The following is a 24,220-nucleotide window of genomic DNA, read 5'->3' on the forward strand; positions in this document are numbered from 1 at the left end:
AGATGTCATCGGAGATGATGGCTATCATCGTCCCATGACGATGAATAGCACGGAGGCCGCATCCTCGGCCACCACTTCGTGCGGGGCGCCGTCGGCGGCGGTCGCCCTGTTCCGGTCGCTGGGCGACCCGGCCCGCCTGGCGATCCTGCGACGGCTCGCCGAGGGCGAGGCCCGGGTCACCGACCTGGTCGCCTGTGTGGGGCTGGCGCAGTCCACGGTCTCGGCGCACCTCGCCTGCCTGCGCGACTGCGGCCTGATCACCTCCCGGCCGCAGGGCCGCGCGACCTTGCACTCGCTGGCGCACCCCGAGCTGCTGGACCTGCTGGCCGCCGCCGAGCAGCTGCTCGCCGCGACCGGCGAGGCCGTCGACCTGTGCCCCACCTACGGAACCACCACCCCGGCCGCCGAGGAGTCCGCCCGATGAGTACCACCCCCGCCACCGTCCCCGACGTCACCGGGCCGGCCGCGCACCGCGCCGTGCGGTACGCGAAGTTCACCATCGGCTACAACGTCATCGAGGGGATCATCGCCATCTCAGCCGGCGCGGTCGCCGGGGCGGTCTCCCTGATCGGGTTCGGCATCGACTCCGGCATCGAGGTCGCCGCCGCGGTGGTGGTCCTGGTCCGGCTGCTGGCGGAGATCAAGGGCGGCGAGCCGGACGAGGCCAAGGAACGCCGAGCGCTGAAGTTCATCGCCCTCACCTTCTTCGCGCTCGCCGCGTACGTCACCGTCGAGGGCATCCGCGACCTGTTCGGCGGCGAGAAGCCCGACACCTCCCTGGTCGGCATCGTCCTGACCGGCGTCTCCATCGTGATCATGCCGTGGCTGGCGCGTGCCAAGCGCAAGGCCGGACTGGAGATGAACTCCCGCCTGGTCGTCGCGGACGCCGCCGAGACCAAGCTGTGCGCCTGGCTGTCCGTCTCGACGTTCGCGGGCCTGCTCGCGTTCGCCTTCTTCGGCTGGACCTGGCTCGACCCGGTCGCCGGATTCGTCATCGCCGCCTTCGCCATCATGGAGGGCAAGGAAGCCTGGGAAGGCGAACTCGTCTGCGACGACGGCTGCGAGGACGACGACAAGCCCGCCGCCTCCGGCGAGGCGTCCTCCTGCTCGGACGGCTGCAAGTGACCGCCCCCACCACCACGGCCGCAGCCCGGCCCGGCGCCGTCAAGCGCCGGGCCGGGCTGCTGGCCCTGGCCGTCCTCCTCGCGGGCGCCGACCTCGGCCTCAAGGCATGGGCCCAGCAGGCCCTGCCGGGCTCTCCGATCGACGGCGGACCGCTCGACCTTCAGCTCGCCTTCAACTCCGGCGTCGCGTTCTCCTTCGCCGCCGACGCCCCCGCCTGGACCGTCATCGCCGTCACCGGCCTCATCACCCTCGCGGTGGCCGCCGCGCTATGGCGCACCGCGCCGGGAGCCTCCCGCCTGTGGGGCGGGGCGCTGGCCGCCATCCTTGGCGGAGCCGCGGCCAACCTCATCGACCGCGCCCCGGACGGCAAGGTCACCGACTACCTCCACACCGGATGGTGGCCCACCTTCAACCTCGCCGACGTCTTCATCGTCTGCGGCGGCTTGCTCCTCGTGGCACTGTCCTGGCGGGCCGACCAGACCCGGCCGGCGGAGTAGCTGGTCAGCCCGCGGAGGGCCGCAGCATCTGCCGCAGGTCATCCAGCCCGGGGGCGCCGGCCAGGCCCTCCGGCGTGCGGTAGACCCGGCACACCAGCCCCGGCGCCCGCCCCGCCTCGGCGAACGGATCGCGACCCTCGACACAGATGGTCGGCGAGCCGGTGAAGCCGATCCGCTCCGCCTCCGCCTGGTCGGCGACCACCCGCACGGTGAAGCCCACCTCGGGCAGTCCGACGTCGTCCAGCGCCTGCCGCAGCCGGTCGGCGGCCAGCTTCTCGTTCGGACAGTCCGGCACGACCAGAATCTCGATCTCCATGCCTCCAGGATCGCGCGCCGCCGAGCCGTACCGTTCTCACAAACGGTCCTTTGCGCGAGCAAGATCGAGAACGGACCGCCAGACCCCCGCCGATCCCGGATTCGTTCGCAGAACCCGTTCTCACTCAAAAGCGGGACGGACCCCCTTCTGAGACTTGCATTGTGCGAGAATCCGGGCCCGTGACGAACCCTCAGCAGCCTTCGCCGAACGACCGGTCGGACGCGGACGACGTCGAACAGCACACCTGTCCGAAGTGCGACGCACAGCCCGGCTCGCCCTGCCGCTCGCGCGGCGGCGCGGTCGCCTCCGCCTACCACACCCGCCGCTTCACCCTGGTGCCCCGGCTGAAGAAGGCGCTGCGGGTACCGACCCCGGCCGACTGCGGCCCGGGGCGCCCCTGGCGGCCGGGCACCCCGCCGCCGGCACCGATCGACACAGATCTGCCGAGCGCCGACATCCGCATCGGGTACGCGCGCTGCTCGACCCTCGGACAGGAACTCGACTCGCAGCTCGACGCGCTCAGCAAGCACGGCATCCCGAGAGACAAGATCTTCAGCGAGAAGATCAGCACCCGCGTCCGGGTCCGCCCCCGGTTCGAGGAGGCGCTGCGGACGGCGCGGGAGGTCAAGGCGCACGCCCCACACTGCCGGGTCATCTTCACGGTGTACGAGATGAAGCGCCTCGGCCGCGACGCCGCCGAACTCACCGCGCTCGCCGACCACCTCACCGCCCACGGCCTCATCCTGGAGATGCTCGCCGGACCCCTGCCCGGCATCTACGACCCCACCGGCCCGGGCAAGCTGCTGTTCGCATTCTTCGCCGCGATGGCGGAGACCGAGCGGGAGAACATCCGCGAGTCCACGCTGGAAGGGCTCGACACCGCGGCCCGCAAGGGCAAGCACGGCGGACGGCCCCCGGTCATCACCGACGACATGCTCCACACCGTGCTCCGCAGGCGGGCGTTCGGCGAGTCCGTCGAGCAGATCCAGCCCGACCTGATCATCCCCACCGGCAAGCGCAAGGGACAGAACCCCTCCGTCGCCAGCATCTACCGGGCGCTCGCCGAACACGCCAAGCGCGCGGCGTACCCCGAAGCCGTCGAGCAGGCCCACGCCGACTTCGCCGCCCTCCAGGTCGGCGAGGTCCCCGGACCCCGCCCTCCTCAGCCTGACCGAGCGTCACTCTGACTACAGAGAGCTACTTGTCACTTCGCCGTAGCTATACGAGAACAGGGCCGCCGGGTCAGGTCCCGTCCCTCCGCGGTTAGGTCTGTTGGTTCCAACAGACCTAACCAGCCTCCGCCTGGTCTTCCACGTCCGGTTCCTGCGCCCGGCGGACGGGCCCGAACCGGGCTTCGGCTTCCTCGACGAGCCGGCCGGCGAGGCTGAGGTCGCCCAGCTCGACCGCGAGCACGGCGCGCACGAACACGGCGAGGGGGACAACGCCGGTACGCACCTCGAAGCAGCGCAGCACCCCGTCCGAGAACGCGGGATGGTGGCGGCACCCGGCGGCGACGCAGTAGCCCTCGGCGGCCAGCGCGAGCCGCCGGAACGCGGTGTTCTTCTCCTCGGTGCACTGCGCGGGACAGCCGAGGTGGTCCAGCGTGATCCGCAGATGGACGGCGTTCTTCTCCGCCTTCCGGATGGTCAGCCGCCCACCGCCGGGCGTGATGTAGCGGCCGGAGGCGGGCACCGGGGCGTACGGGTGGATCAACGGCAGTTTCACCTCCGTCCCGTGCAGGACGGGCAGCCCGTCGTACTCGATGTACGGGCCGGCGGCGCCGTGGTCCTCGGTGGTCATGCGGTCCTCGTCTCCCCCGCCTCTTCGGCGGGTTCGTGGTCCTGGTCCTCGTCGTCCTGGTCCTCGTCGTCCTGGTGGTCATCGGCGGGCCAGACGCCGAACGGTCCGGCCCGACCGGGGCCGGCGGCGCCGAGCTGGGCGGCGCCGCCCTTGGTGCGGTGGTGGGCCCGGATCACGGGCGGGGGCCCGGGACGGCGGGCACGTTGCGCGGCATCCACGTCACGAACGCCACCAGGGAGCCCCAGGAGCCCTCCAGCTGCGGCAGCCAGGCGGCGGCGCAGAACCGTTCCCACACCCGCCAGTTCTTGTCGTAGGTGTCGACGGTGTTGTCCGGGGTGATCTCGGCGGCGACGGCGTCGGCCAGGTCCTCGGCTTCGGCCAGCCGGTGGGCGGCGTCGACGCCGTGGCGTTCGGCCGACCGCTCGATGAGCGCCTGGCGCTCGGCGACCGCCGGGCCCAGCACCGCCGGTGCGCCCTCCCGCTCGTCGAGGTGGCCGGCCGCCGCCTCGACGGTGGCCGTCACGCCTCCTCCACGGCGGGGACGACGGCGAGCCGGGGCGGCTGGTCCCCGGAGGGTGCGTGCTCGACGGCGAGCAGCACGTGGGCCATGTCGTGCTTGGAGACGTGCCGGATCTGGTGTCCGTGCTGGTCGGTGCGGGTGGCGGCGGCGAGGAGGTCCTCGATGAGCGGCTCGTCCTCGGGCGCGCTCGCACGCTCCGGATAGGAGGTGGTTCGCTGGAGCTCCTGGACGTGGCGCAGCAGGGCGTAGTACTCGGGCGTCGCGCGCGGGTCCGGGGGGCCGAGCCGCCGCTCGCCCATGCGTCGGCGGTGGGCGGCGCCTTCGGCGACGGCGGTGGCGAGGGTGCCCTCGCGGCGGGAGGCGATGGCCCGCGCCGCCCAGGACCGGGAGGTCTCCCCACGCAGGGGGGTGACCTTCCGGTCGCGCATCTCGGCGAAGCGGTGACTGGTGAGGGCCTCGTCCAGGTGGGCGCGCATCTCGTCGTCCGTCGGACCGTCGGGCCAGTTCATGCTCCACTCGGCGCCGCTGACGTAGTCCAGGGTCACGGCGACGCCGGTGACCTCCGTCAGGTGCCGTCCGAGGAGGAACGCCTGTCGGGTCCGGCTCATGCTTTGTCTCCTTCCTTGAGGAACCAGCTGTTTTCGTAGGCGGGAGGCTTTGCGCCTTCGTCGAAGCCGTAATCCGCCGGGTCCTCGTAGGGCAGTTCGTACTCCGGCTCAGGGTCGGGCTCCCGCGCGTCTTCGCACGGCTGGCACAGCGGCACGGCGCCCCAGACCGAGACGTCCATCGACTTGCCGCACCCGTCGCAGGGCGCGATCTCCTTGATGATGCGCGAGCAGGCGAAGCAGAAATAGACAGGCTCGGACTCGCTGCGGACTCGGACGTCAGTGCCGAGGGCCTCCGCATCGCACCAGGGACAGATGTGGGTGTACACGAAGCCGCCCTGGGCATCCCACAGCGGCGGAAGCCAGCGCATGGCCAGGTCCCCGAGCTCGAAGAAGCTGGAGCAGAAGCGGCAGGTGGCATAGGCGCCGCCGCCGGCCGGTGGTACCGGGGGGTCTTCGTCCAGGACCAGCGTCACGTTCTCGCAGGCCGGGCACTCGATTGTGGTGCTCTCGACGCCCTGCTTGCGCAGTTCGCTGCCGATCCGGTTCATCCGCTGCTGGACGTAGGCGTTGATGTTGCCCAGCCCCTCGCGCAGATTCTTCAGCCCGAGTTCTGTCTCCAGCCGATCAGCAGGTTCGAGGTAGGGCTGCAGCTCGGTGTCGATGAAGCGGATGAGGAAGTCGAGCACCTCACCGGCGCGGGCCTCGACCGCGCGGGCATTGTCGGTGAAGCCGAAGTGCTGGAGCTTGTTGCGGTCCGTGGCCAGCCTCTTGAGGGCCATCGCCTCCTTGTCGGAGATCTCGACGCCGGCAATGTTCTGCAGCCGGGTGACAGCCTGCTCCGGGGTGACGCTCTTGAGGGTGGCGTCGTCGAGAGCCTTGCGGGTGGCGTCGCCGGGGTGAGTGAAGACGAGAGTCCAGTGTTCGGCGAGCAGACGGGCCTTGAAGAGGACCTCGACCGCGGCCTGGAGGTGGAGGACGGCGTACTTCACGTCGCTGGGCGACACCTCGGACTCGGTCTCGTCCAGATGCTTTACGACGCTGGCGAGGTAGTCGAGCCCGTTCTTCACCGGGGGGAAGTCGAGCTGCGGGGGACCTGATGGCCGGGGCGGGGCGGGGAGCTGCAGCCGTCGCATCTGGCGCGCGCGGCGGGAGTCCTGTTTGGGGACGATCTCTCCCGGCGTCGTCGTGGCGGTCTTGCTGGGTTCAGTGGTGGCAGCGCCCTCGGAGTCGCTCATCAGTGCGGTTCCCCTCCCGGTCAACCGACGCCCGTTTCACCCCTGTTATCGCGTCGGATAAGGAGAGGTTATCGACGCGACCACCCTCGCCCGCGAATCACGGACAGGATTCCGCGAGGCCGCCCGAAGAAGGGTTTTCGCTCCACCCGTCCGGCCGGACGGGTGACATGGGCCCGGCCGGGCAGCGGGCAGTGCGCATTCTGGCCCGATGAGCACTGACACGATCACCGCCGGCCCCCCCGCCCGTCGTCCACCTCTTCGCCTCCGACACGGCGAGGCAGGACGTCTTCGGCCGCCGCCTGGAGCTGGCGCTGAACTCGTCGTACGGGGATCGCTGCCAGTGGCCCTGGGGGATGCTGGCGGCCGCCCGGCTGCTGACGGAACTACGCCGACGCGTCGACGAGCAGGCCGTCTTCGTCCCGCTGCTGGACCGGCTGCGTGACGGCGTCCCGGTGGCCCGTCCCAGCAGCGTCCCGGGGGTCGCCGCGGAGGACGTCGCCGACCAGCTGGCCAAGTCGATCCGGGTGATGATCCCCGACGGCGAGGCGGGGGAGATCCTGAGCGATGCCGCCGACTACGCGTACGCCGCGGTGCTGCGATCCCGCACCTAATTCGAACGTGAACGCGCGACGTTCCACCAGCGGCGTGGCGGCCGAACAGCGCGCGGCCGCCACCCGCCCGGCGTCCGCACGACAAAGGTCGAAGTAGCCCCGGGCCAGCCGGCAGCCAGCCCGGGCCCCCAGGCCAGCACGGAGCGGCGTACCCTGACGGTCGAGTCCCGTCCTGCGGAGAGTGCAGCCGATGAACACCCCCCGCCCTCCGGCCACCCCCTGCACGGCAGCGGCAAAGGCCCTCACCGGCCGGTTCCCCACCCGCGCCGCCCAGGCCGTCGACACGTTCCTCGCCTCGCTCGGCTCCGCCTCCACCCGACGCCAGCGCAAGGCTTTCCTCGACGAGTACCTCGCCTGGACCGCCGAAGCCCACGACCGCCCCCACATCGCCGTCACCACCGCCGCACTCCTGGAGGAGGAGAACGTCGCCCGGTGGCTGCACGCCGCCGCCCAGGGGCACACCCGACGCCGCAACAGCTCCCGCGGCCCCCGCGCCGAGGCCTCCCAGAACTCCATGGCCGCCCGAGTCTCCACGGTCAACGCCTTCTCCGCCTACTACGGCCGCCCGCTCGCCCTGCGCCCCCCGGCCGGACAGTTCGCCCCCCGGCTCACCTCCGACGAAGCCCGGCGCGCCCTCCAGAAGCTCACCGAGCACAAGCCTGTCGGCATCCTCCAGACCACCTGGGAACGCTCCGCCGCAGTCATCGCCGCCGCGCTCGCCACAGGCGAAGGACTCGCCGCCCTCCATCCCCTGCGCCGCGACGACCTCGACCTCGACCACCGGCCGCCGCGCATCCACGTCCGCGATACCTGGCACCCGATCACCGACGAAACCGGCCTCCACACCCTGGAGCGCTGGGCTCGAACCCACCAGGCCCTGACCTCCGGCCACCTCAAGGAGCTGAAGGGCGGCGACGTCCACCAGCTCTGGGTCACCACCGCCCCCGGCCGCCCGCGCGGCGACGCACCGGCCCCGCCGGCCGGACTGCCCGCCACCATCCGCACCCTCGAATCCGCCCACCGCAAGCTCACCGCGACCGTCCTCGGCAGCCCGCTCCTCCTGGAGCAGTTCTGCCCCGCCGAGCCGCCTCAGGACGCCCCGCCCGCGTAGGAACAGACGTCAGCGGGCCCCTGGCAGGGGAAGCCTCTCCAGCACGCTGGCGAGCTGCAGAGGGCTGACCGAGCCCGTCTCTGGAAGGTCACCGTCCAGCCACGCCCGGCGGGCCAGCTCTGTGTCTCCGTCGGCCAGCGTCAGAACGTTGTCCTTCGCGCTGTTCACCGGGATCGGGTCGGTGTCCACGCCCCGGTCCGCCAGGTGCACCACGGTCCGCACCTGACGGGTCGGCGTCCCCGCCATCTGCTCGTTGAGCCGGTACACCCGCAGTCGGTGCGCCACCAGACCGCGAGCCCGCTCGATCATCGCCCGCCCCGCGTCCGTGTCTCCGCGGTCGGTCCGCAGCCGCTCGACCTCCCCGGACCCGTTGCGCACGACCAGCACCCCGCGGGTGCTGCTCGCCTCGACCTTCACCGCCAAGAGGGTCGCCGTGAACTGCCGGGCCTCGTCCAACCGCTGAAAGTCCTGCCCCACCGTGTCCGCCAGGACGTAGAGCTCGACCGCCTGAGCCCGGACTCTCTCGGCCCAAGCCGCTTCCTCGCCCGGAGGGCATGCCCCCACCGCTCGCGCAGCCGCAAGCGTCACTTCAAGATCTCGCTGGTTCACGACACCATCATCCCCAGCCCCCAACAGCCAGGCGTAACGGCCGAGCTTCGAGTGCGGCCCCTCATCGTCCGGCTTGCGCGGCAATCCGTTCGAGATCATCCAGCTGGCCAAGCAGGTACTGCAGCTGTTCCGCCGCGTCCATCATCGTCTTTGCCTTCGTTCGGAGCCGCTCCACCTCTACCCCCGTGGCGCTACTAGCGGTCATCTGCAGGAACGGCGTCTCGCTGACGGCCGTCAGCCGTGCCAGGGCACCCTCGATCCGCACAGGCCGGTCTGGAGCGAAGGCGACCTCGTCCAGGTAGGGCATGATCGCCGTGCTCAGCTGCCGCCAGTGCATCGTGAGTTCGGCGAACCACACCTTCTGCTGTGACCCCCGGGCCGGAACGCTGAGAACTACCTCAAGGGCGCGGTTGATCTTGTCCACCTTGGCTGCCAAGCCTTCCGTGGTGTAGCTGACATGGCGTCGAGGCTGCGAGCCCGTCTCCATCCGGAAGCTCCGACACTCACGCACCAAATCGGTCAGCCCTCTGCGGCAGGCCTCAGGGGTGTCTACCTGGAAGTTCTTCGTCAGGGTCTCCGCGAACAGTCTGGCTGCCTTTCGGGCCTGCTGGAAGGCCATGTCTCGGGCAACCGTCTGGGCCTGGCGATCACTGAGCCAAGACAACACCAACAAGGCGAAGGGGGCCCCGACGGAGAAGGCGATCAGACTGGAGTACAAATTGGTCCCGACAGGGTGGTCGTCCCAGAAGCTCGCCTGCTCGCCCAAGTAGCCAAGTGCCGCCAGCCCCGCACCCAGCAAGGGGCCCCAGAAGATCAGGCACTTCACCCAGCGGTCCGCGCTGGCCCACATCCGCGGTGTTTCGCTCATTCAGTACACCTTTGTCCCTGTTGTTCGCAGGGCGAGCGTGCCAGACGCACGCCCTCAGGGGAGGCATGTGAGACGGCTCGCCGAGGCGTGGCCGCACGAGCAGGTCGGTATAGTGATGGCCAATGCTTGTTACTCAGGCACGGAGGCCCCCACCAACGGTGGGGGCCTCCGTCTTGTTCAGGCGATGCTGCGCAGCTGAGGGGGCCCTTCGGCGGGTGGTGCGGTCTGGTACTCGGGGATGTCGAGCATGGCCAGGCGGCCGGCCCGCATGTCCTCCAGGGCCTGCGCGAAGGCGGCGTTCATGGACTCGATCGAGTCGTACTTGGCCGCGAGCGGGTGGAGCCGGTAGCGGTTGCCGCCGCGTTCCTCGGAGCGTCCGCGCAGCACGACGCCCAGGTCGAAGAGCGGGGCCAGGAGCGTGCTGACCGTCGCGGGGGAGACCTTGTACTCCAGGGCCATCTCGCGCTGGCTGGGCAGCGCGCCGCCGTTCTCGCTGCGGAAGACCAGGTACAGCAGGAACTTGACCGATGGGGGCCGGATGGGAAGGGCCCAGATGCGCTCGGAGACGAGGGGGGACATCACGGGAAGTGCCATCAGCTTCGTCCTTCCGTGTCGGGTCGTCGTATCGGGGTCATCCTGTTCGCCTCCGCGAGCGTGCCGGCGCCTGGGTCTCCAGGTCGCCGAGGTCCAGGTCAAACTCTTCCTGGTGGTGGATGAGGGGCGGTCCGATCTGGTTCGGGAAGTGCTCCGCCGGGTCGGCATCCGGGGGGAGGCTCCGGGTGATCTCGGCGAGAACCTCGCGCTGGGCGGTGCTGTTGCCGCTGAACCACAGGTGCACGTTGAGGCGGATCCGGCCGTTCCCGGCGTGCTCCAGCCATCCGATCTCGCAGAGGCGGTTGACCGCGCGGTTGACGGTGGGGCGCGAGACCTTACGGGTGCCCGGCTGCGCAACGGCGAGCTCGTTGAGGCCGTCGGTGATCTCTTGCTGGGTGTACTCGGTGATGCCGGTTCCGAGTTTCTGGCCGCCGGCGACGTACAGGAAGACCGCGAGCTGCCGTCCGGTGATCGCGTTCGCGACCAGGAGCTGGGCCATGCGCTGGGTGAACCAGTTGGACGCGATGCTGTAGCCGTTGGGGCCGGCCATGTTGTGCACGGCGCCAGGCGTATCCGCGTACTCGGCGGTGACCTTCTTCAGCTTGCGCCCGCGGCTCTGGGAGTCGACGGCCTGCTGGAGCGTGTGGCCGAGCTGTTGGCCGAGCATGTTCAGGAGCTCTTCGCCGACGAGGTCGGCTGACGAGCTGGACGGCGGCACTGCGCGGGGCCGGCGCGGCTTGCGCGACGGCGAGTCAGGTGACACGTAGACCTCCTTGTTACTCAGGCGGTCCGACCCTATCCCGAAAGTTCAGCCCTGCCTTACTTTCGACGCGGCCTCGAACATCGCGCTCAACGCGGCACCGAAAGTTCGCTCCTTCTGAACTTTCGGTGCGTGGAGGCACCGAAAGTTCAGTCTTGCCGAACTTTGCGTAGCCCTAGGGCGCTACACCTCGCTGGAGGCTGACGCCCCCGGGGCGTCTTGTGGACAACGCTCTGACCAGCGGAAATGCCGCCACCTTGAGAGCCTCCAGGAAAGTTCGGCCCTGCCAAACTTTTGGGGTCGAATGTGTCCGCCCCCTTAACAACTTCAACCCTAAAATGTAGCGTCTGGAGCAGGTTTCCCCGGAAAAAGTGCAGTTCAGAGGACTGCAAGGCGCGGCGTCTCTTATTAAAGAACCACCGAAGACCCGAGGCAGCCCAGGCTCCGTCCGTCGCTTCAGCCTTCCCCGCGACCCCAATCCGGAGGCTGGATACCGACGCTGAGCAAAGGTCACCCCCGAGCAGCTGCACCCGGGGAACTCGGCTCGGGGGGCTCCCCCCACCACCCACTCGCATCAGCACCCCCCCATTCGATGGCAACTGTCCAGGCAGGGCCCCCCGGGCCCTGCCGGTCAAGTGGTCAGGTCCCGGAGCTTGCGGAGGGGCCTGACCACTTGAGGACAGGCGGCAGCCCTTCATCAGTTGAAGTGTGGGCGGTCCAGCGCGCCCCGGGCGCTGGCGGGGGTCCGGTGGGCAGGTGCCCCCGGCGGGGGGTCCGGGGGGCTGGCCCCCACGGCTACGGCCTGGAGGTGACGACCGACAAGAGGGACCGTCGTCTGCCCCTTCGTGGAAGCAGCCGCGGGACTTCGCCGCGCCGGATTCGTTGACCACGATGGACGTTCTGCTCCGCCTCGCCGTCTGGCAGAGTCGGGGTACGTCCTGCCGCGACACGACTCCGCGGCACCCTGCAGAGCTTCAGGACAGGAGTACGCCCGTGACAGAGCACGACTCGGTACTGGCCGGCATGGGAGAGGCCACATGGTCGGCGGAGGACGGAACCGCCTACGAGGTCGCCCTGGAAGGGACCCATCACGTGGTCGGCGCCTACTCCCGCCTGATCGCAGAGGCGGAAGAAGCCGGCGACACGGAGCGGGCCCGCATCCTCGGCGAGGAGCAGGGCGCGTGGGCTGCCAGGCGAGCTGACCTCAGTCCGGCCGATCGAGCGACGGTGGACGCGGTCACGGCCGAGTGCACCCAGGAGCTCGCTCGCCTCCGGGATCTGCGGTGACGGACGTCGACCGGACCCTGTACGTCCTGTCGGAGGCCGAGAACGAGCGGATCTTCCGTGAGCGGATCGTCCCTCAGACACTGGACGGCACCCCTCAGCAACGGCCGCTGGCCATCATCGTCTCGGGGCAGACCGGTGCGGGAAAGACCGCGATCACCTCGCTGGCCACGGGTGCGCTCGCGGGCCGGGGCAGGTCGGTGAACATCAACCTCGACACCTACAAGCCGTACCACCCGAAGTTCGACGCGCTGATGGTGGCGGACGACACCACCGCCGGCGCATACACCAGCATCGACGGCCACCGCTGGATGGAGAAGGCAGAGGCCTACGCCATCCAGCAGGGCTTCGACATCGTGCTGGAGTCCGCGATGCGCAACCCACGGGACTTCGAGGAGCCCGCCGCCCGGCTCCGCGCGGCGAACTACCGGGTGGAAGTGCCCGTGGTCGCTGTCCACGAAGCGGTCAGCCGGTGGGGCGCTCTGGACCGCTACCTCCAGCAGGTCGAGGCCTTCGGCCAGGGCCGGATGATCGACCGTGACATCCACGACGCCTGCTACCAGGGAGTCGTACGGGCGACCGGCCGCCTGGACGCCGAGCTCCTGGCCAACGCGGTGTTCGTCGTGCGCCGCGACGCGAGCGTCGTCTACAGCAACCACCTGACCGTCGACGGCCGGTGGCTGAAGGAACCGGGCACCCCGGAGGCCGTGACGGGGGAGCGGAACAGGACCTGGACCGAGCAGGAGACGCGCGTGTTCGCCTCCGGGACGAGCCGGACGCTTCAACGGATCGAGGCTCTGCCGCCCGAGATGCGGGAGGCGGCCCGACGCGAGTTGGGGGCGATCGCCGAGCTCGCCCGCCCGCTGGTCCACCCGGCGGCCGAGGCAGCGGTGCAGCGTTCCCTGGGAACGCTCTGGCCGGCGGCGGCGCCCTCGGTGCGCGCCGTCGTCGCACGCAGCCGGTCCACCACCGCGGCCCGAGGGCCGGTCGGCACTCCGCGCCACGGGGCTGCACCGCGAGCAGCCGGTCCTGACCCGCAGCGCCGCCAGGGCATGGGTCGGTAGAGCCCCTGTAGCCGCCGAGAACATGTGCCGTATGACCCCAAATCGGGGCCATACGGGCAACATTTATGGTGCTGCGATTGTTAGAGCGTGCTGCTTATTGAGCTTTCGATGTGTACATTAGTGGCACCGCTTAGCGCACTGATTAGTACGCTAGGTTGCAGCTCAATTGAATATTCCGCCGCAGCAAACTAGATTGCCGGTCCTCCGAATGTAAGCAGCCGAGGCCCGACGCAATCTTTCGCGACGGGCCTCGACCGCCGTCCGGGCTCGCTTCCGACGGGCCCGGACGGTGTTACATCGTCTTCTCCAGGAAGAAGACGAGCAGCGGTACGTACGGGCCGAACAGCTTCAGGGCCTGCACGACAAGGGCTTTGACCCGCTTCCGCCGGTCTCCGCCACCGCCACCATCCTGCGCGGAAGACATGAGCTGTCTCCTTCCCCCTCAAGAGGGCCGCACCGCGCGGTCCCTCGTAGCGGCGGGCCGGGGGGTGGTTCCTCCGGGCCGCCACTATGAAAGGCAGCACAAGTCCGTCCGTAAACTCGGGGTATGCAGGAACTGAAGCCTATCCGAGTGGAAGTGCGCGGATGAGTGATTGCTGAAAAATATACGTCCGGATGGGTGACTTATCGGCGGGGAGCTCAGGTTCGTGAAAAGCAGTGGGCCCGGCCGTCCAGGCCGGGCCCACTGCCGAAAGCGCCAGCGTTGGAGTCACCGGCTTCGTCCGCGCCCGGTCTCGGGCCCGTCTGACCGGTGCTGGTGCGGCTGTTGCCTGGAGCCGGGGTCCTGGGCCGGACCGCGCTTAGCCTGGCCCGGCTTTCGGGCGGCGGTGGTGCTGCGGGACCGGGCGGCCGCGGCGGACGGCCGGGCCGCCGGCGGGGTGAGGCGCTGGGCGTCGGCGGGCAGCAGGATCGGGGCCGCGCTCTGCTCGATCCGGGCCATCCGCTCCGGCCACTCCCCGCCGAGCCCGCGGCTGGCCTCGCGCAGCCGCAGCTGGGTCTCGACGAAGCCGGTGCTCTCCGCGGCGGCAAGAGGGCGGGTACGTTCGGTCTCGACCGCGTCCCGCAGGGCCGGCGGGGCCGTCCACTGCCCGGTGCCGTCCAGGCTGTTGGTGTAGCGGGGCTTGCTCTCGCCGCGGCGGTAGACGCTCGCCAGGTCGACCAGGGCGCCTCGGTCGACGCGGTCGGCCAGGTCGAGGGTGCCCTCGAAGGACTCGTCGGCGTTGGCCTGGACGGTGAGGCGTCCCTGCCCGCGGTCGGCGAGCTGCTCGAAGTACCGGTTGACGATCCCCTGGTCGCTGAGCGCCTTCGGCACACCCATGAACAGGCCCTCGATCCGGGCGCCGGACTGCCGGTAGGCCCGCATCTTGTCCTCCACGGCCTGCGCGTTCTGCGAGGTCTCCTGGATGATCGCGTGGAGCCCGTGGGAGCGGACGTACTCCTCGGCCTGGGCCATCCAGGCCCGCCCGTCGGCCCGGGTGTAGGCGGCCATGAGGGTGTCGTCCTGCGCCATCAGCTCGTCGTAGGCCGGGTGGTAGGGCTTGTAGAGGTCGCTGTCGATGTCCGCGAACCCGCCGTGCCGGTTGAGGGCGGTCGCGACCATCTCCGTCACCTTGCTCTTGCCGGCGCCGGGCTGGCCGACGAGGAAGACCACGGTGGGTGTCTCCTGCGGCGTGCGTCCCTCCAGGAGGTCGGGGACGATCCGCTCGCGGAAGATCCGCTGGTTCTCCGCCTCCGGTAACCGGTAGCGCTCGACTTCGGCCGGGTCGATCACGCGGTTCCCTCCCGGACCTCGCGGGCGAGCCGCGCGTAGTGGTTCCGGGCGTTGGCGATCTGCTCCCGGTCGCTGGAGCGCAGCTCCTCGCGCTCGCGGGCGAGCCGGGCCTGGGCGGCGCGCGCCTCCTTGATGACCGCCTGGTCGGGGTGCGGCTTGGCCTCCTCGGCGGCGATGCGGGCGCTGTAGGCGCCGACCGCGCCGTTCACCGCCTCGATCGCGGCCTCGTACGCGGCCGTCTCCTCGTTGGACCAGTCATGCGGCTCCAACGCGTGCGTGATGGAGATTCCGTTGCTGGGTGTGGTCATGCAGGCCTCCTCAAAGACGCTGATCATTGTGGTGGACGGGGGACATGCCGGGACGGTTCTCTCCCGTGTTGGCCGGACAGGTCCTCGGCAGTTTCTTACGGATCACTGAGGCGCTGCGGCACGGGAGCCCCCTCGTTGTGAGGAGGAGCCCCGGGCCGGCGCGGTGGCCCGCCGGGCACCGTTTACGCGTACCGCCCCGCCCGGTCCAGGCACGGGCGCGCCGGCGGCCGCGCTCACCCGGAGACCGGCCGCGGGTAGATCGGGATGTGGATCTCCCCGCCGCCGCAGTCGTAGTCGGTCCACTCGTGCTCGGGGGCGAGCATCCATCCGTTGTCCGTCGCGGCGCGCACCGTCTCCCGGACCGCCTCGGTCCTGCTGGGGTAGTCCCCGAGGTTCACGGACGCGAGGGGCCTGCCGAGGTCGGAGGTGTAGGTGTCCACCGACGCCCCCCACGTGTCGGCCTCGATGTGCATGATCAGGAGGTGCGTGGCCTCCAGACCGGCGCGGGCGGCGAGTTTGAGGTAGCGGACGTGATCGGTCTGCATCACCAGGCCCTCGTACTCCGGGAAGTAGCTGCCGAGGTCCTCGTACGCCTCCGGGTCGCCCTGCTGGGCCCTGCGCAGTGCGGCGACGGCATCCGCGATCCGCTCGGGGGCCAGAGCGTCGTCCATGGACATGGTGGCGGCTGTCGATGTGGGGTCGATGTCGGGCAGGTCGTGCACCTCGGCGAAGCCCTCCCGGAGCAGGGCCTCCGCAGTGGCCTCTCGGGCAAGGCCGTGCTGCCAGCGCAGCGTGGCCTCGGGGACACGGCGGTCGTCCGACCGCTGCGCGTTGCGGGCCAGGCAGGTGTCGAGGTCGACCGGGAAGCGCAGGGCGAAGGCCGGACGCCCGTGGCGACGGGCATGGTCCAGGAGGCCCGCGCGGACGTGCGGCTCTACGTTCGTGCTGTCGACGAACACGCTGCGGCCGGCGGCCAGGTGCTCGTTCAGCAGGTTGTGCTGCCAGGCGACGGCGACCGGGGTCATCGACTGGTCGCCCGGGTTGCCCCCGCTGATCTCCCGGCGCAGCTCGTCCAGGCACACCACGACGTCTACCGGGAACCGGGCGGCGGCGGTCGACTTGCCCGAACCGGCGGGCCCGACGGCGACGAAGAGAGGGCGGGGTTCCAGCTGCGGCCGGTTGTTCCCCATGAAGTCGTTCATCCTTGTGCCTTTCCGGTGTTCTCCGGCGCGACCTGCGGGTCGCTGTCCGTGCCGTTGTTGTGGTCGTCGTCCTCGGCCAGCCGCTGGAGCGCGGCGGCCACCGCGACCGTCGGGGCAAGCGCCATGGCGGGGAAGGGGGGCCGGGTCAGCGCAGGGCCACCCAGAGGATCCAGATGAAGCCGAGCGCGGCGACCATCTCAGCGAGGGCGATCGCCGCGGTCCGTCCGCCCATGGTGCCGGAGGTGATCCGCTCGGCATTCCTCTTGACGAGGGCGTACGCAATGGCCAGGGTGAGCAGCGCCTTGAGCGCCCAGAGGACCGCTTCCAGGGTTTCCATGTGTGTCGACTCCTCTTGAGGCATGAGGGGGGAAGGAGGGGAGGGACCGGTGCACGGCCCGTGAGTCAGGAGTCGGCCGCCGGCGGGGCGCCGTTGATCCGGAGCAGCGCCTCGCGGAAGACGGGGACGAGCTCCTGGTCCATCCGGTAGGCGATGTTCTGGTGCCAGGAGGGGTTGTTGGGGTCGGCGACGGGCGAGATGGCCGCCGGGGTCCCCTCCGGCAGCCAGCCCTTGCGGATGCCGCGGTCGACGGCCCGCTTCAGGGAGTTGGCGGGGCCGTTGAGGGCGCCGACGACGCGGCGGAGGTGGTCGGCGTCGAGGTAGCCGTCGCCCTCCACGATGACCATCTCGGCCATCCGGCGCGCGCCGGCGGTCAGGTCGCGGAGGTAGCGCTCGGCGCGGTCGGCGGTCCAGCCCGGCTGCACGGTGGTGACGGACAGCTTCGCGTTCTCCTGGGCGGCGAGGAGGATGACCTTCTCGGCGAACTCCTCGGTCGCGCCCTTGATGATGATCTCCACAGGATCCCTCCGTCGGATTCTTGCCCGGTTCTCCCCGTTCTCCATGGAGCATGCACCGCGGGGGATCCCTCCGTCTAGACCGGGGAGAACATTGGCGGATTTCTGCACTCGTCCGAGTGACGGGAGTGGCACGGTCCGTATCGGCTCGGATAATGTGCGATATCCGAGCCGACAAACCGGACCTGACGCCAGGTCACTCCGGACCGGCCCAGCGAGAGGACAGTCCTGAAGTGTCCGAAGCTAAAAAGTTGCGGTGGACGGTAGACGTCACCCTCAACGATGTGGACTCGCTCGTCAGCTTCCTGCGGGCTCAGATGCCCGAAAGCGACATCGGCTCCAGCGAACAGGCATACCGCACGCACTACGCCCTGCGCACGGCGATCAACGTAGTGAGCCACAACGTCCAGTACCGGCTGGGCGAGGAGGCCATCGCCCACGCGAAGGAGAGGCCCGACTGGGACCTCGAACGCGCTCACACGATCCAGCGGAGCTGGGGTGACCTCGTGAACATCGCCAGAGAGTGGAAGGGAGTCGAGGGGTTCGACCACGAGCGCTGGGTGTACCGCGAGGTCGTCGACACCGAGGAAGAGGCGCCGGCAAGCCCGGACGAGACGGCGGAGCCCGCCGTCTTCGAGTACCGCATCCCCCGGGCCCGCGACGGCGCCGCCGAGGACATCGTCGTCGCCCGCAGCGCCGAACACCCCGAGTCCTGGGGCGTGTTCGAGGGCAGCACCCAGGGCTGGCACTGGGACGGCAGCAGCTGGCAGCACCCCTCCCTCACCGGCTCCAGCCCCTACCGGTACACCGAGCAGGACGCCCTCGCTGCCGCCCGCCGCTGCGCCGCCGCGCCCCGCAACCCCGAAGGGACCGACCACTGATGCAGCAGGACCAGCAGCTCAGGTACACCGTCGACATCACCCACGCGGACGTGGACGCGATCGAGACATTCCTCGACTCCCACGCCGAAGCGCAGCGCGCCGCCCACCCACCCGAGACGGCCGAGCACCGGATGGCCAGCACCGTGCGCGGCCTCGTCCGGCAGTCCGCGTGGGACGCCCGGAAGGCACTGGACTTCATCCTGGACGACGAGCACTTCGGCGCGTACGGGAAGCAGGCCGACCTGAAGGAGTTGCACCGGCTGAAGTGCGCGTGGAGCGTGCTCGTGAAGGCGGCCGTGCCGTGGCAGGGCGAGGCCGGGCACGACACGAACCGCTGGCGCTCTACCGAGTTCACCGACCGTTCGGAGGAAGAAGCCGCCGAGCGGGAGCGCGTGGGCATGCGGGCGGCCGTGAAGGCCATGGAGAGGCGCGCGTGAACCCGACTGCAACTCCCGTGCGCCCCAGCCAACTTGAGCTGTTCCCAGTGCGAAGCCGACCGCGCGCGACAATCGAGTACGCCCGCCCCGACGGAGGCCCGCTCACCGACGCCGACTTCGATCACCTCGCCGCCCTCGCCAGGGCCGCCTCCACCCGAACGGGGGACTGACCGATGCCGCTGAACGTCCCCGTCGCCCGCGCGTGGGTGCTGGCCCAGCCCCTGCCCAACCCCGTCACGGAGGTGCCCCGATGAGCAGTACCGACGCCCTCGCCGCCCACCTGGAGTGGCACCCGTTCACCCACGGGCCGGACTGCGCCAAGCCCGCCTGGGAGATCGACCAGCAGACCGTCTTCGACAAGCGGCGCTCCCGCAGGAGCGGCCCCGAGCACTCCTGCCCCAACGAGGACTGCGGCCACCGCGACCACTACGACCGGATCGCCGTGCGGGTGCTGTGCCGCTCGTGCGGCACGGTGCACCTGATCAGCGGGGAGGAGCACCGTGTCGAGACGACCAGCACGGTGCGGACCGGGTATGGGCAGCCACCGAAGCGGGTGGCCGGGCTGTGGCTCTACCCCGGCCCGCCGCTGCTCGACCTGCGGGGGTACGACTCGCCCGGCGCGTACCTGTGCTCCCGCACGAAGGCCGACCGGCTGGCGGAGGAGGACATCGTCGGCTTCATCAGCGAGGGGCGGGGCAAGCGCGGCGCCACCGTCTGGCACGCGGGCGTCGGCCCCGACTTCCGCCCGCCCGCCCGGGGCCTGTCCGGCTACGGCTACGCGACGTGGGCGAAGAACAGCGGCGAGAAGCCGTTCACCTCCGTCACCGCGGCGGCGAAGTGGGTGGCGGCGGAGCTGGACGCGGCCGCCGCCGAGCAGAGTGATGGCACGGCCGGCGAGGAGGGCTGATGGCAGCGGGCAAAGCGCTGGAGGCGTGGCGGGAGCTGAACGACCGCCAGCAGGGCACGCTGGCCGTTGTCTTCGAGCTCGACCAGGGGGCCGAAACAAGCCGCCGGCGGAGCGCTGCCCGCGGGGAGTGGGACGACCGGCCCGCTTCGGAATGGCGGACCATCGACTTCGCGCACGAGCCCGGCGACCGCCGGGCGTTCGGCTGGACCCTGATGCAGGAGCGGCTGGCGAGCAGGGGCTGGGACAACCAGGGCAACGGCTCGACCGTCGCGGCCCTGGCCGCCCGCGGACTGCTCGAACGCGATGCGCGCCCGACGACCTTCGGGTTCATGCACCAGGTACGGCTGACCCGCGCCGGACGGGCGGCGGCGCGGGCAGGAACCGCCGACACCCCCGGCGGGCCGCGCAAGGCCTCGCTCGGTGAGCGGTCCTGGGAGGTCCTGGCCATGCTGTGGAGGGCCGACACCCGAGGCGGGATCCTGCCCTGGGGCCACTCCCCGACCATCGAGAACGTGCTGATCAAAAAGCACGTGCCGCCGCTGGCGGAATCGGTCTCGCCCGGCAGCGGCTACCGCATCACCGACCGGGGCAAGGACTTCTACCGCCAGCAGTACGCCGCCCACGCCGCCGCGCACCCGAACGTGACCGCGCCCCACCCCGACGGCGCCCGGGCCGAGCCCTGGCCGGCCGAGGCGGACACGCGGCTCGCACGCCTCGCCCGCACCCGCCGGGCACTGGCCGCCGCCTGGAAGGAAGCCCGCGACCAGCACCAGGCGGCGCAGGCCGAGGCGCAGCCGCCCGCCGCCACCGGGCTCGCCGCCCAGGAGCGCGAGCGGTACCTGCGGGCTCTGCCCGACGAAGCCGCCCGGCTGCGGGCCGACCGCGCCCTGTTGTGGCAGGACACCGCCCGGCAGCGCGCCGAGCAGGCCGCCGCCGACACCGCGCGCCTGGAGGAGCTGCTCACCGAGGCCGCCCGCGCCTGGGCCGCCGCCGCCCTGCGCGGTTTCAACGCGGCGGTCGGCGGCGTCGACCCGCTCGCCGTGCTGCCCGCCGCGGACGACCCGGCCGAGTGGGCGGACCCCCGGCTCGTGCCTCCCGCGCAGACCGGCGTCCACGGGCTCGACGACGACGCCGTGCGCCTGTACGCCGCGGCGGTCGGGACACCCCGCAAACGGCGCGGCCCGGCGCCGAAGGAGCGCCGCGCCTGGGCCCGGACGCTGGCGCGGGAAGTCCCCGAGCCGGGGGCGCCGTATGCGGAACTGGCCTGGTGGCTCACCGACCAGCTCGCGGGCGGCTCCCTCGTACGGCGCCTGCACCCCCACCGACTGGCCGCCGAAGCGGCCGTCCAGAGCACCGAGACCAAGGAGCACCAGCCGCAATGAACACCGATCAGGCCGATAGCCCGGCCCTCACCGCCCCGTCGTTCCTCGGAACGCGGTCGTGAGCGAGATCCTCGCGCGCACCGCGGCATCGGGCGGCCGGTTCTCCCCGTTCACCCGCTGCCCGTCGTGCGACCTGGTCACCCAACCGGACTCCGCCGAGTACGCGACGCGCGGCGACGGCACCGTCGACTGGACCGTGGCGGCGCGGGTGCGCTGCGCGGCGTGCGGGCACCGGCACGCCATCACGCTCGCCGACGTCCTGCCCGCGACCACCACCCACACCTGCGTGCGCTGCGCCACCGAGTCGCCGTGCCCGGCGGCGGCCGCCCGGATGGTGTGCCCCGGCTGCGGCCTGTCCAACCAGGGCCCCGCTACCGCCTACCGCACGGTCGCCGACCAGCTCCTCGACGCCGAGTACCGGCACGCCCTGGAGCAGCAGGCCCGGCTCAACGCCGCCAAGCAAGCCCACCCGGAGCGCGCCGCCGCCCTGGGCCTGTCCCTGCCGCCCACCCCGGCCTCCCTCGACCGCGTCCGGGTGCCGGAGGAGGAAGACGAGCAGGTCGACGCCGAGGTCCTGCCCGTATCCGGGCGGCCCGCCGGGGACCCCGCGCCGGAGGCCGAGGACGAGGTGGTGGAGGCTGAGCTCGTCGAGGACGGCCCGGTCGACGGCGCGGGCGAGGTCGCCGCGCACGACCCGGCGGCCGCCGTGCTGGCCGCGATGAACAAGAAGGCCGCCGAGAAGCTGTACAACGACCGGCCGCACAAGACGAAGACCGGATACGCGCGGGACTGGGCGCTGTGGGTCGAGTTCCACCAGTGGCTGGAGCAGCAGACCGGCGTCCGTCTCCAGCTGAGCGACATCGACGTCGGTACCTTCGTCGGATTCGTGACGTGGCTGGACGAGATCAAGGAAGCCGCTCCGAGCTCGATCGAGCGCCGGGTCACCGGCGTCTGCTCGGAGGCTCGCCGGTACGGCTACACCGTCCCCAAGGAGGCCCGGGCGGCCGCCACCCAGGCACTCAAGCCGCTGAAGCTGGACGAGGAGCGGCAGAAGCGCGGACGCGGGAAGGCCGCCGCGATCACTCCGGCCGACCTGAAGAAGATGAACACCGCTCCGGTGAAGGTGCAGCGGCCTACGGATCCGGCCGCCTCCCGGTCCCGGGTCCTGGTCGTGCCGGAGCTCGCCCGGCTGCGGGACCGCGCTCTGCACACCCTCCGGTTCGCCGTCGCGGGCCGCAACGGCGAGATGAGCAAGCTCGACGACAGCCACATCCGGCTCGTCGCCGAGGGCCTGGAGGTCCACGTCCCCTCCGTGAAGGGCCGCCCCGCCCGCGATGTGGTCGTCGCCTACGGCGAGAACCTCGACACCTGCCCGGTCCGCTGCTGGAACGCATGGCTGGAGGCGAAGCTCGCCGCCGGCGCAGCCCCCGACGGCCCGGCGTTCCTGGGCGTCGACCAGTGGGGCAACCTCAGCACCAAGCGGCTGTCCCCCGACGGCTGCGGCCGGGCACTCACCCGCTCCGCGAAGTACGCGGGCCTGACGGGACGGCGGATCACCGGTCACTCCGCCCGCCGAGGGCTCGTCACCACCGGCCGCCGCAAGGACAAGCGCGTCGAAAAGCTGCGCACCCAGGGCGGCTGGGCCAAGAACTCCCCCGTCTTCTGGGAGTACGTCGACGAAGGCGACAAGTGGGAGGACAACGCAACCGAAGGGATCGGACTGTGACGAGAGAGTTAGGCGGCACGCTGTACGAGGGGACGCCGCCGGTGGTGGCCGTGCCGACCGGTCTGCCGATGACCGACGGCACGGTGCTCGCCGCGCTGGTTCTGGTCGTGGAGCCGGACGTGGACGAGGTGGAGGTGAAGGATTTCGTCACTCGCTACGGTCTGGCCCCCCGGGACGAGGTCGCCCGTGCCGCCGATTCGCAGGCGCGCTGGACGCTGGAGAACGATGGGCGGGTGACGATCCAGCTCCTGTGCGAGGAGAGCGCCGCACGCATCGTGATCCCCTCGGACCCGCGTATCCACCGGTGGGCGGCCCTGGCCCGGTACGGCGGCGGCAGCATCTCCCTGATCGTCTCGCCTGGCCTGCCCGACGCCGAGATGACAACCCTCGGCCGCCATCTCGGGCCCTACGGCGGCCCGTACTGGCACCTCAGCGTCGGCTGCCTCCCACTCTGACGCCCACCTTCGCCCCTTCCCGGGGTCGGATCTCGGCCCGCAGCCGAAGTCCCGGCCCCGGCGCCGACCGGCGCGAGCGGCAGACACCACCCACGACCTGACCGCGCCGGGCGGTGCCGGGGGAGCGGGGGTCCGGGGGCCGGCGAAGGCCCCCGCGACCACCGGTCCCCGCCACAGACACCGCCCACCGACCTCAACCTTTCCCGATCGCACGGCCGGATGTCCGGTCCGCCCCGTCAGGCTTCTTCGGCGGCTTCGCGGCTGAAAGGGCGTACCTGTGGCGAATGGTGGAGCAGGCCGTCCATGAAGGCCTGGTAGCGGTACAGGTCGTCGGACCAGCCGGGTATCAGGAGGTACTGCACGGCGCTGAGGGCGATGGCGGCCTCACCCGCGGCTCCGGCTGGCACGATGCCGCCGACGCGGGCCCACTGATCCCACATCACGTGGTTCATCAGCTGGCGGACGATCTCCGGGTTCCCTACCGCCTTGCTCAGCAGTATCGCCAGCGTGCCGGAGGCCTTGGTGCACGCGCGAACCGCCGAGCACAGCAATCCGTCGTCGGCCTGCTCGACGGCCCGCATCAGGCCGAGCAGCCCGGCCGCCATGGGTGACTGCGCCATCAGATCGACGCCGGCGAGCGCGGCCTCGCGGTGAGCGGCACGCACGCGGTCGAACGTCTCCGTGCCCTCCGGCCACGTGGCCTCCCAGGACTCCATCAGGCCTTCGAACCCGACATCCCCGACTCCGCCGACCATCATCCGGGCGCCGGGTACGGTCAGGGCTGGGTGGAAGAGGTTCGGGACCGAGCGGGACGGGGGGAGCTCGAAGCCCGCCTCAGCCGCGCCGGCACGCAGCGTTCCGTCGAAGTCTTGCCGCGGGGAGTGCCGGTTCCTCAGCAGCCGGGCCGCGATCTGTTCTCGTGCGTCGAACGCCTCGTCGGAATCACCGTCGGGTACCTGCCCGATGTCGACCCCCGCTCGTTCCAGAGGCCGTTTCAGTGCCGCGAGCAGAGCGTCCCGCAGGCGTGCGGCGCTCTGCGGGGTGTCGTCGATCGCCCAGAAGACCCATCCGGCCCAGCCGATACGGCGTCCCTGGGCCGAGAGCATGGCCAGCTCGATGGTCCGTTTCACGACCTCGGGCCGGATGGCCCCGTCGGAGTCGCGCCAGTACTTCGTCCTGGGCAGCCACAGTCGTTGCCTCCACCGTTCCAGCTGCGTGGGCGTCACCGTGTGCCCGTATCTCTCGACCTCGACGGTGAGCGCGAGTTCGAGGCGGGAGGGCTTCTTGCGGGGCACGG

32 protein-coding genes are annotated in these 24,220 nt (G+C 71.0%); 14 read left to right on the forward strand and 18 right to left on the reverse strand.

What is annotated here, in order from left to right:
• The first annotated feature begins 34 nt into the window (after window positions 1-34).
• The 3 genes from IE287_RS30115 to IE287_RS30125 are packed head-to-tail and all read left to right on the forward strand — an operon-like array spanning window position 35 to window position 1,622.
• Window positions 35-424 carry an ArsR/SmtB family transcription factor gene (locus tag IE287_RS30115; protein WP_027756749.1) on the forward strand — a complete coding sequence of 130 codons (390 nt, stop codon included), beginning with the start codon at window positions 35-37 and terminating at the stop codon, window positions 422-424.
• The gene (locus IE287_RS30120) at window positions 421-1,125 is read left to right on the forward strand and encodes a cation diffusion facilitator family transporter (RefSeq protein WP_189852399.1); all 705 of its coding nucleotides are present in this window, start codon (window positions 421-423) and stop codon (window positions 1,123-1,125) included. Before IE287_RS30115 ends, IE287_RS30120 begins: the two co-directional genes overlap by 4 nt.
• Entirely contained in the window at window positions 1,122-1,622 is a 501-nt protein-coding gene (locus tag IE287_RS30125; protein WP_031186433.1) for a signal peptidase II, read from the forward strand. The genes IE287_RS30120 and IE287_RS30125 overlap by 4 nt, the downstream gene beginning before the upstream one ends.
• A gap of 4 nt (window positions 1,623-1,626) precedes the next feature.
• On the opposite strand, the gene IE287_RS30130 is transcribed toward IE287_RS30125, so the two are convergent.
• Window positions 1,627-1,938, reverse strand: a complete 312-nt coding sequence (locus tag IE287_RS30130; RefSeq protein WP_189852400.1) for a hypothetical protein — start codon at window positions 1,936-1,938, stop codon at window positions 1,627-1,629.
• 179 nt (window positions 1,939-2,117) lie between these two features.
• Between IE287_RS30130 and IE287_RS30135 the strand changes: the two genes are divergently transcribed.
• Entirely contained in the window at window positions 2,118-3,125 is a 1,008-nt protein-coding gene (locus tag IE287_RS30135; RefSeq protein ID WP_189852401.1) for a recombinase family protein, read from the forward strand.
• 100 nt (window positions 3,126-3,225) lie between these two features.
• Here IE287_RS30135 and IE287_RS30140 read toward each other — a convergent pair whose 3' ends face one another.
• Genes IE287_RS30140 through IE287_RS30160 form a run of 5 tightly spaced genes read right to left on the reverse strand, consistent with a single transcriptional unit; the run spans window position 3,226 to window position 6,101 of the window.
• Window positions 3,226-3,738, reverse strand: coding sequence for a DUF6420 family protein (locus IE287_RS30140; RefSeq protein WP_189852402.1), 513 nt, complete (start codon window positions 3,736-3,738; stop codon window positions 3,226-3,228).
• Complete coding sequence (locus IE287_RS30145; protein WP_189852403.1) at window positions 3,735-3,914, reverse strand: hypothetical protein; 180 nt, start codon at window positions 3,912-3,914, stop codon at window positions 3,735-3,737. The genes IE287_RS30140 and IE287_RS30145 overlap by 4 nt, the downstream gene beginning before the upstream one ends.
• Window positions 3,911-4,261 (reverse strand): hypothetical protein, encoded by a 351-nt coding sequence (locus tag IE287_RS30150; protein ID WP_229883822.1) that lies wholly within the window; start codon window positions 4,259-4,261, stop codon window positions 3,911-3,913. Before IE287_RS30150 ends, IE287_RS30145 begins: the two co-directional genes overlap by 4 nt.
• On the reverse strand, window positions 4,258-4,866 hold the full coding sequence (locus IE287_RS30155) for a hypothetical protein (RefSeq protein ID WP_189852404.1): 609 nt from the start codon (window positions 4,864-4,866) through the stop codon (window positions 4,258-4,260). The genes IE287_RS30150 and IE287_RS30155 overlap by 4 nt, the downstream gene beginning before the upstream one ends.
• On the reverse strand, window positions 4,863-6,101 hold the full coding sequence (locus IE287_RS30160; protein ID WP_189852405.1) for a serine/arginine repetitive matrix protein 1: 1,239 nt from the start codon (window positions 6,099-6,101) through the stop codon (window positions 4,863-4,865). The genes IE287_RS30155 and IE287_RS30160 overlap by 4 nt, the downstream gene beginning before the upstream one ends.
• Before the next feature lie 353 nt (window positions 6,102-6,454).
• Between IE287_RS30160 and IE287_RS30165 the strand changes: the two genes are divergently transcribed.
• Window positions 6,455-6,712, forward strand: a complete 258-nt coding sequence (locus IE287_RS30165) for a hypothetical protein (protein WP_189852406.1) — start codon at window positions 6,455-6,457, stop codon at window positions 6,710-6,712.
• A gap of 190 nt (window positions 6,713-6,902) precedes the next feature.
• The gene (locus IE287_RS30170; protein WP_189852407.1) at window positions 6,903-7,823 is read left to right on the forward strand and encodes a hypothetical protein; all 921 of its coding nucleotides are present in this window, start codon (window positions 6,903-6,905) and stop codon (window positions 7,821-7,823) included.
• Window positions 7,824-7,832: 9 nt separating this feature from the next.
• Here IE287_RS30170 and IE287_RS30175 read toward each other — a convergent pair whose 3' ends face one another.
• The 4 genes from IE287_RS30175 to IE287_RS30190 all read right to left on the reverse strand — a co-directional run bounded on the left by IE287_RS30175 (window position 7,833) and on the right by IE287_RS30190 (window position 10,657).
• Window positions 7,833-8,543, reverse strand: coding sequence for a hypothetical protein (locus IE287_RS30175; protein WP_189852408.1), 711 nt, complete (start codon window positions 8,541-8,543; stop codon window positions 7,833-7,835).
• Window positions 8,494-9,300 (reverse strand): hypothetical protein, encoded by an 807-nt coding sequence (locus IE287_RS30180; protein WP_189852409.1) that lies wholly within the window; start codon window positions 9,298-9,300, stop codon window positions 8,494-8,496. Before IE287_RS30180 ends, IE287_RS30175 begins: the two co-directional genes overlap by 50 nt.
• A gap of 177 nt (window positions 9,301-9,477) precedes the next feature.
• On the reverse strand, window positions 9,478-9,894 hold the full coding sequence (locus IE287_RS30185; protein ID WP_189852410.1) for a hypothetical protein: 417 nt from the start codon (window positions 9,892-9,894) through the stop codon (window positions 9,478-9,480).
• A gap of 37 nt (window positions 9,895-9,931) precedes the next feature.
• Window positions 9,932-10,657, reverse strand: coding sequence for a helix-turn-helix domain-containing protein (locus IE287_RS30190; RefSeq protein WP_189852411.1), 726 nt, complete (start codon window positions 10,655-10,657; stop codon window positions 9,932-9,934).
• 990 nt (window positions 10,658-11,647) lie between these two features.
• Between IE287_RS30190 and IE287_RS30195 the strand changes: the two genes are divergently transcribed.
• Both IE287_RS30195 and IE287_RS30200 read left to right on the forward strand, forming a co-directional pair.
• Complete coding sequence (locus IE287_RS30195; RefSeq protein ID WP_189852412.1) at window positions 11,648-11,941, forward strand: hypothetical protein; 294 nt, start codon at window positions 11,648-11,650, stop codon at window positions 11,939-11,941.
• Complete coding sequence (locus tag IE287_RS30200) at window positions 11,938-13,002, forward strand: zeta toxin family protein (RefSeq protein WP_189852413.1); 1,065 nt, start codon at window positions 11,938-11,940, stop codon at window positions 13,000-13,002. The genes IE287_RS30195 and IE287_RS30200 overlap by 4 nt, the downstream gene beginning before the upstream one ends.
• 292 nt (window positions 13,003-13,294) lie before the next feature.
• Here the strand turns inward: IE287_RS30200 and IE287_RS39200 are convergent, their stop codons facing one another.
• The 7 genes from IE287_RS39200 to IE287_RS30225 form a co-directional block, all read right to left on the reverse strand.
• On the reverse strand, window positions 13,295-13,426 hold the full coding sequence (locus tag IE287_RS39200) for a hypothetical protein (protein WP_268255004.1): 132 nt from the start codon (window positions 13,424-13,426) through the stop codon (window positions 13,295-13,297).
• A 285-nt stretch (window positions 13,427-13,711) separates the two neighbouring features.
• Window positions 13,712-14,773, reverse strand: a complete 1,062-nt coding sequence (locus IE287_RS30205) for a zeta toxin family protein (RefSeq protein ID WP_229883823.1) — start codon at window positions 14,771-14,773, stop codon at window positions 13,712-13,714.
• On the reverse strand, window positions 14,770-15,081 hold the full coding sequence (locus tag IE287_RS30210; protein WP_189852414.1) for a hypothetical protein: 312 nt from the start codon (window positions 15,079-15,081) through the stop codon (window positions 14,770-14,772). Before IE287_RS30210 ends, IE287_RS30205 begins: the two co-directional genes overlap by 4 nt.
• Before the next feature lie 233 nt (window positions 15,082-15,314).
• Window positions 15,315-16,283, reverse strand: a complete 969-nt coding sequence (locus IE287_RS30215) for an ATP-binding protein (RefSeq protein WP_189852415.1) — start codon at window positions 16,281-16,283, stop codon at window positions 15,315-15,317.
• Window positions 16,280-16,408 (reverse strand): hypothetical protein, encoded by a 129-nt coding sequence (locus IE287_RS39205; protein ID WP_268255005.1) that lies wholly within the window; start codon window positions 16,406-16,408, stop codon window positions 16,280-16,282. The genes IE287_RS30215 and IE287_RS39205 overlap by 4 nt, the downstream gene beginning before the upstream one ends.
• 20 nt (window positions 16,409-16,428) lie before the next feature.
• Window positions 16,429-16,620, reverse strand: coding sequence for a hypothetical protein (locus tag IE287_RS30220; protein WP_189852416.1), 192 nt, complete (start codon window positions 16,618-16,620; stop codon window positions 16,429-16,431).
• Between the two features lie 65 nt (window positions 16,621-16,685).
• Window positions 16,686-17,138, reverse strand: coding sequence for a hypothetical protein (locus IE287_RS30225; RefSeq protein WP_229883824.1), 453 nt, complete (start codon window positions 17,136-17,138; stop codon window positions 16,686-16,688).
• A gap of 248 nt (window positions 17,139-17,386) precedes the next feature.
• Here IE287_RS30225 and IE287_RS30230 point away from each other — a divergent pair, with 248 nt between their 5' ends.
• The 6 genes from IE287_RS30230 (at window position 17,387) to IE287_RS30255 (ending at window position 22,923) form a co-directional block, all read left to right on the forward strand.
• Window positions 17,387-18,016, forward strand: a complete 630-nt coding sequence (locus IE287_RS30230; RefSeq protein ID WP_189852417.1) for a hypothetical protein — start codon at window positions 17,387-17,389, stop codon at window positions 18,014-18,016.
• On the forward strand, window positions 18,016-18,453 hold the full coding sequence (locus tag IE287_RS30235; RefSeq protein ID WP_189852418.1) for a hypothetical protein: 438 nt from the start codon (window positions 18,016-18,018) through the stop codon (window positions 18,451-18,453). The genes IE287_RS30230 and IE287_RS30235 overlap by 1 nt, the downstream gene beginning before the upstream one ends.
• A 250-nt stretch (window positions 18,454-18,703) precedes the next feature.
• On the forward strand, window positions 18,704-19,360 hold the full coding sequence (locus IE287_RS30240) for a hypothetical protein (RefSeq protein ID WP_189852419.1): 657 nt from the start codon (window positions 18,704-18,706) through the stop codon (window positions 19,358-19,360).
• Window positions 19,360-20,742, forward strand: a complete 1,383-nt coding sequence (locus tag IE287_RS30245) for a hypothetical protein (protein ID WP_189852420.1) — start codon at window positions 19,360-19,362, stop codon at window positions 20,740-20,742. Before IE287_RS30240 ends, IE287_RS30245 begins: the two co-directional genes overlap by 1 nt.
• A gap of 58 nt (window positions 20,743-20,800) precedes the next feature.
• The gene (locus IE287_RS30250; RefSeq protein ID WP_189852421.1) at window positions 20,801-22,468 is read left to right on the forward strand and encodes a hypothetical protein; all 1,668 of its coding nucleotides are present in this window, start codon (window positions 20,801-20,803) and stop codon (window positions 22,466-22,468) included.
• Window positions 22,465-22,923 (forward strand): hypothetical protein, encoded by a 459-nt coding sequence (locus IE287_RS30255; RefSeq protein WP_189852422.1) that lies wholly within the window; start codon window positions 22,465-22,467, stop codon window positions 22,921-22,923. Before IE287_RS30250 ends, IE287_RS30255 begins: the two co-directional genes overlap by 4 nt.
• A 236-nt stretch (window positions 22,924-23,159) precedes the next feature.
• On the opposite strand, the gene IE287_RS30260 is transcribed toward IE287_RS30255, so the two are convergent.
• Window positions 23,160-24,218: a hypothetical protein gene (locus IE287_RS30260; protein WP_189852423.1), complete on the reverse strand. Its 1,059-nt coding sequence runs from the start codon at window positions 24,216-24,218 to the stop codon at window positions 23,160-23,162.
• Between the last annotated feature and the right edge of the window lie 2 nt (window positions 24,219-24,220).

This window comes from Streptomyces omiyaensis, assembly GCF_014650895.1.
GTDB lineage: Bacteria > Actinomycetota > Actinomycetes > Streptomycetales > Streptomycetaceae > Streptomyces > Streptomyces omiyaensis.

Excerpts from the sequence above, each read along its gene's own strand:
- IE287_RS30115 (WP_027756749.1), top strand. The coding sequence starts at position 35 with ATGACGATGAATAGCACGGAGGCCGCATCCTCGGCCACCACTTCGTGC.
- IE287_RS30120 (WP_189852399.1), top strand. The coding sequence starts at position 421 with ATGAGTACCACCCCCGCCACCGTCCCCGACGTCACCGGGCCGGCCGCG.
- IE287_RS30130 (WP_189852400.1), bottom strand. The coding sequence starts at position 1,938 with ATGGAGATCGAGATTCTGGTCGTGCCGGACTGTCCGAACGAGAAGCTG.
- IE287_RS30140 (WP_189852402.1), bottom strand. The coding sequence starts at position 3,738 with ATGACCACCGAGGACCACGGCGCCGCCGGCCCGTACATCGAGTACGAC.
- IE287_RS30155 (WP_189852404.1), bottom strand. The coding sequence starts at position 4,866 with ATGAGCCGGACCCGACAGGCGTTCCTCCTCGGACGGCACCTGACGGAG.
- IE287_RS30160 (WP_189852405.1), bottom strand. The coding sequence starts at position 6,101 with ATGAGCGACTCCGAGGGCGCTGCCACCACTGAACCCAGCAAGACCGCC.
- IE287_RS30165 (WP_189852406.1), top strand. The coding sequence starts at position 6,455 with ATGCTGGCGGCCGCCCGGCTGCTGACGGAACTACGCCGACGCGTCGAC.
- IE287_RS30170 (WP_189852407.1), top strand. The coding sequence starts at position 6,903 with ATGAACACCCCCCGCCCTCCGGCCACCCCCTGCACGGCAGCGGCAAAG.
- IE287_RS30180 (WP_189852409.1), bottom strand. The coding sequence starts at position 9,300 with ATGAGCGAAACACCGCGGATGTGGGCCAGCGCGGACCGCTGGGTGAAG.
- IE287_RS30185 (WP_189852410.1), bottom strand. The coding sequence starts at position 9,894 with ATGGCACTTCCCGTGATGTCCCCCCTCGTCTCCGAGCGCATCTGGGCC.
- IE287_RS39200 (WP_268255004.1), bottom strand. The coding sequence starts at position 13,426 with ATGTCTTCCGCGCAGGATGGTGGCGGTGGCGGAGACCGGCGGAAGCGG.
- IE287_RS30210 (WP_189852414.1), bottom strand. The coding sequence starts at position 15,081 with ATGACCACACCCAGCAACGGAATCTCCATCACGCACGCGTTGGAGCCG.
- IE287_RS30215 (WP_189852415.1), bottom strand. The coding sequence starts at position 16,283 with ATGAACGACTTCATGGGGAACAACCGGCCGCAGCTGGAACCCCGCCCT.
- IE287_RS39205 (WP_268255005.1), bottom strand. The coding sequence starts at position 16,408 with ATGGCGCTTGCCCCGACGGTCGCGGTGGCCGCCGCGCTCCAGCGGCTG.
- IE287_RS30220 (WP_189852416.1), bottom strand. The coding sequence starts at position 16,620 with ATGGAAACCCTGGAAGCGGTCCTCTGGGCGCTCAAGGCGCTGCTCACC.
- IE287_RS30235 (WP_189852418.1), top strand. The coding sequence starts at position 18,016 with ATGCAGCAGGACCAGCAGCTCAGGTACACCGTCGACATCACCCACGCG.
- IE287_RS30240 (WP_189852419.1), top strand. The coding sequence starts at position 18,704 with ATGAGCAGTACCGACGCCCTCGCCGCCCACCTGGAGTGGCACCCGTTC.
- IE287_RS30245 (WP_189852420.1), top strand. The coding sequence starts at position 19,360 with ATGGCAGCGGGCAAAGCGCTGGAGGCGTGGCGGGAGCTGAACGACCGC.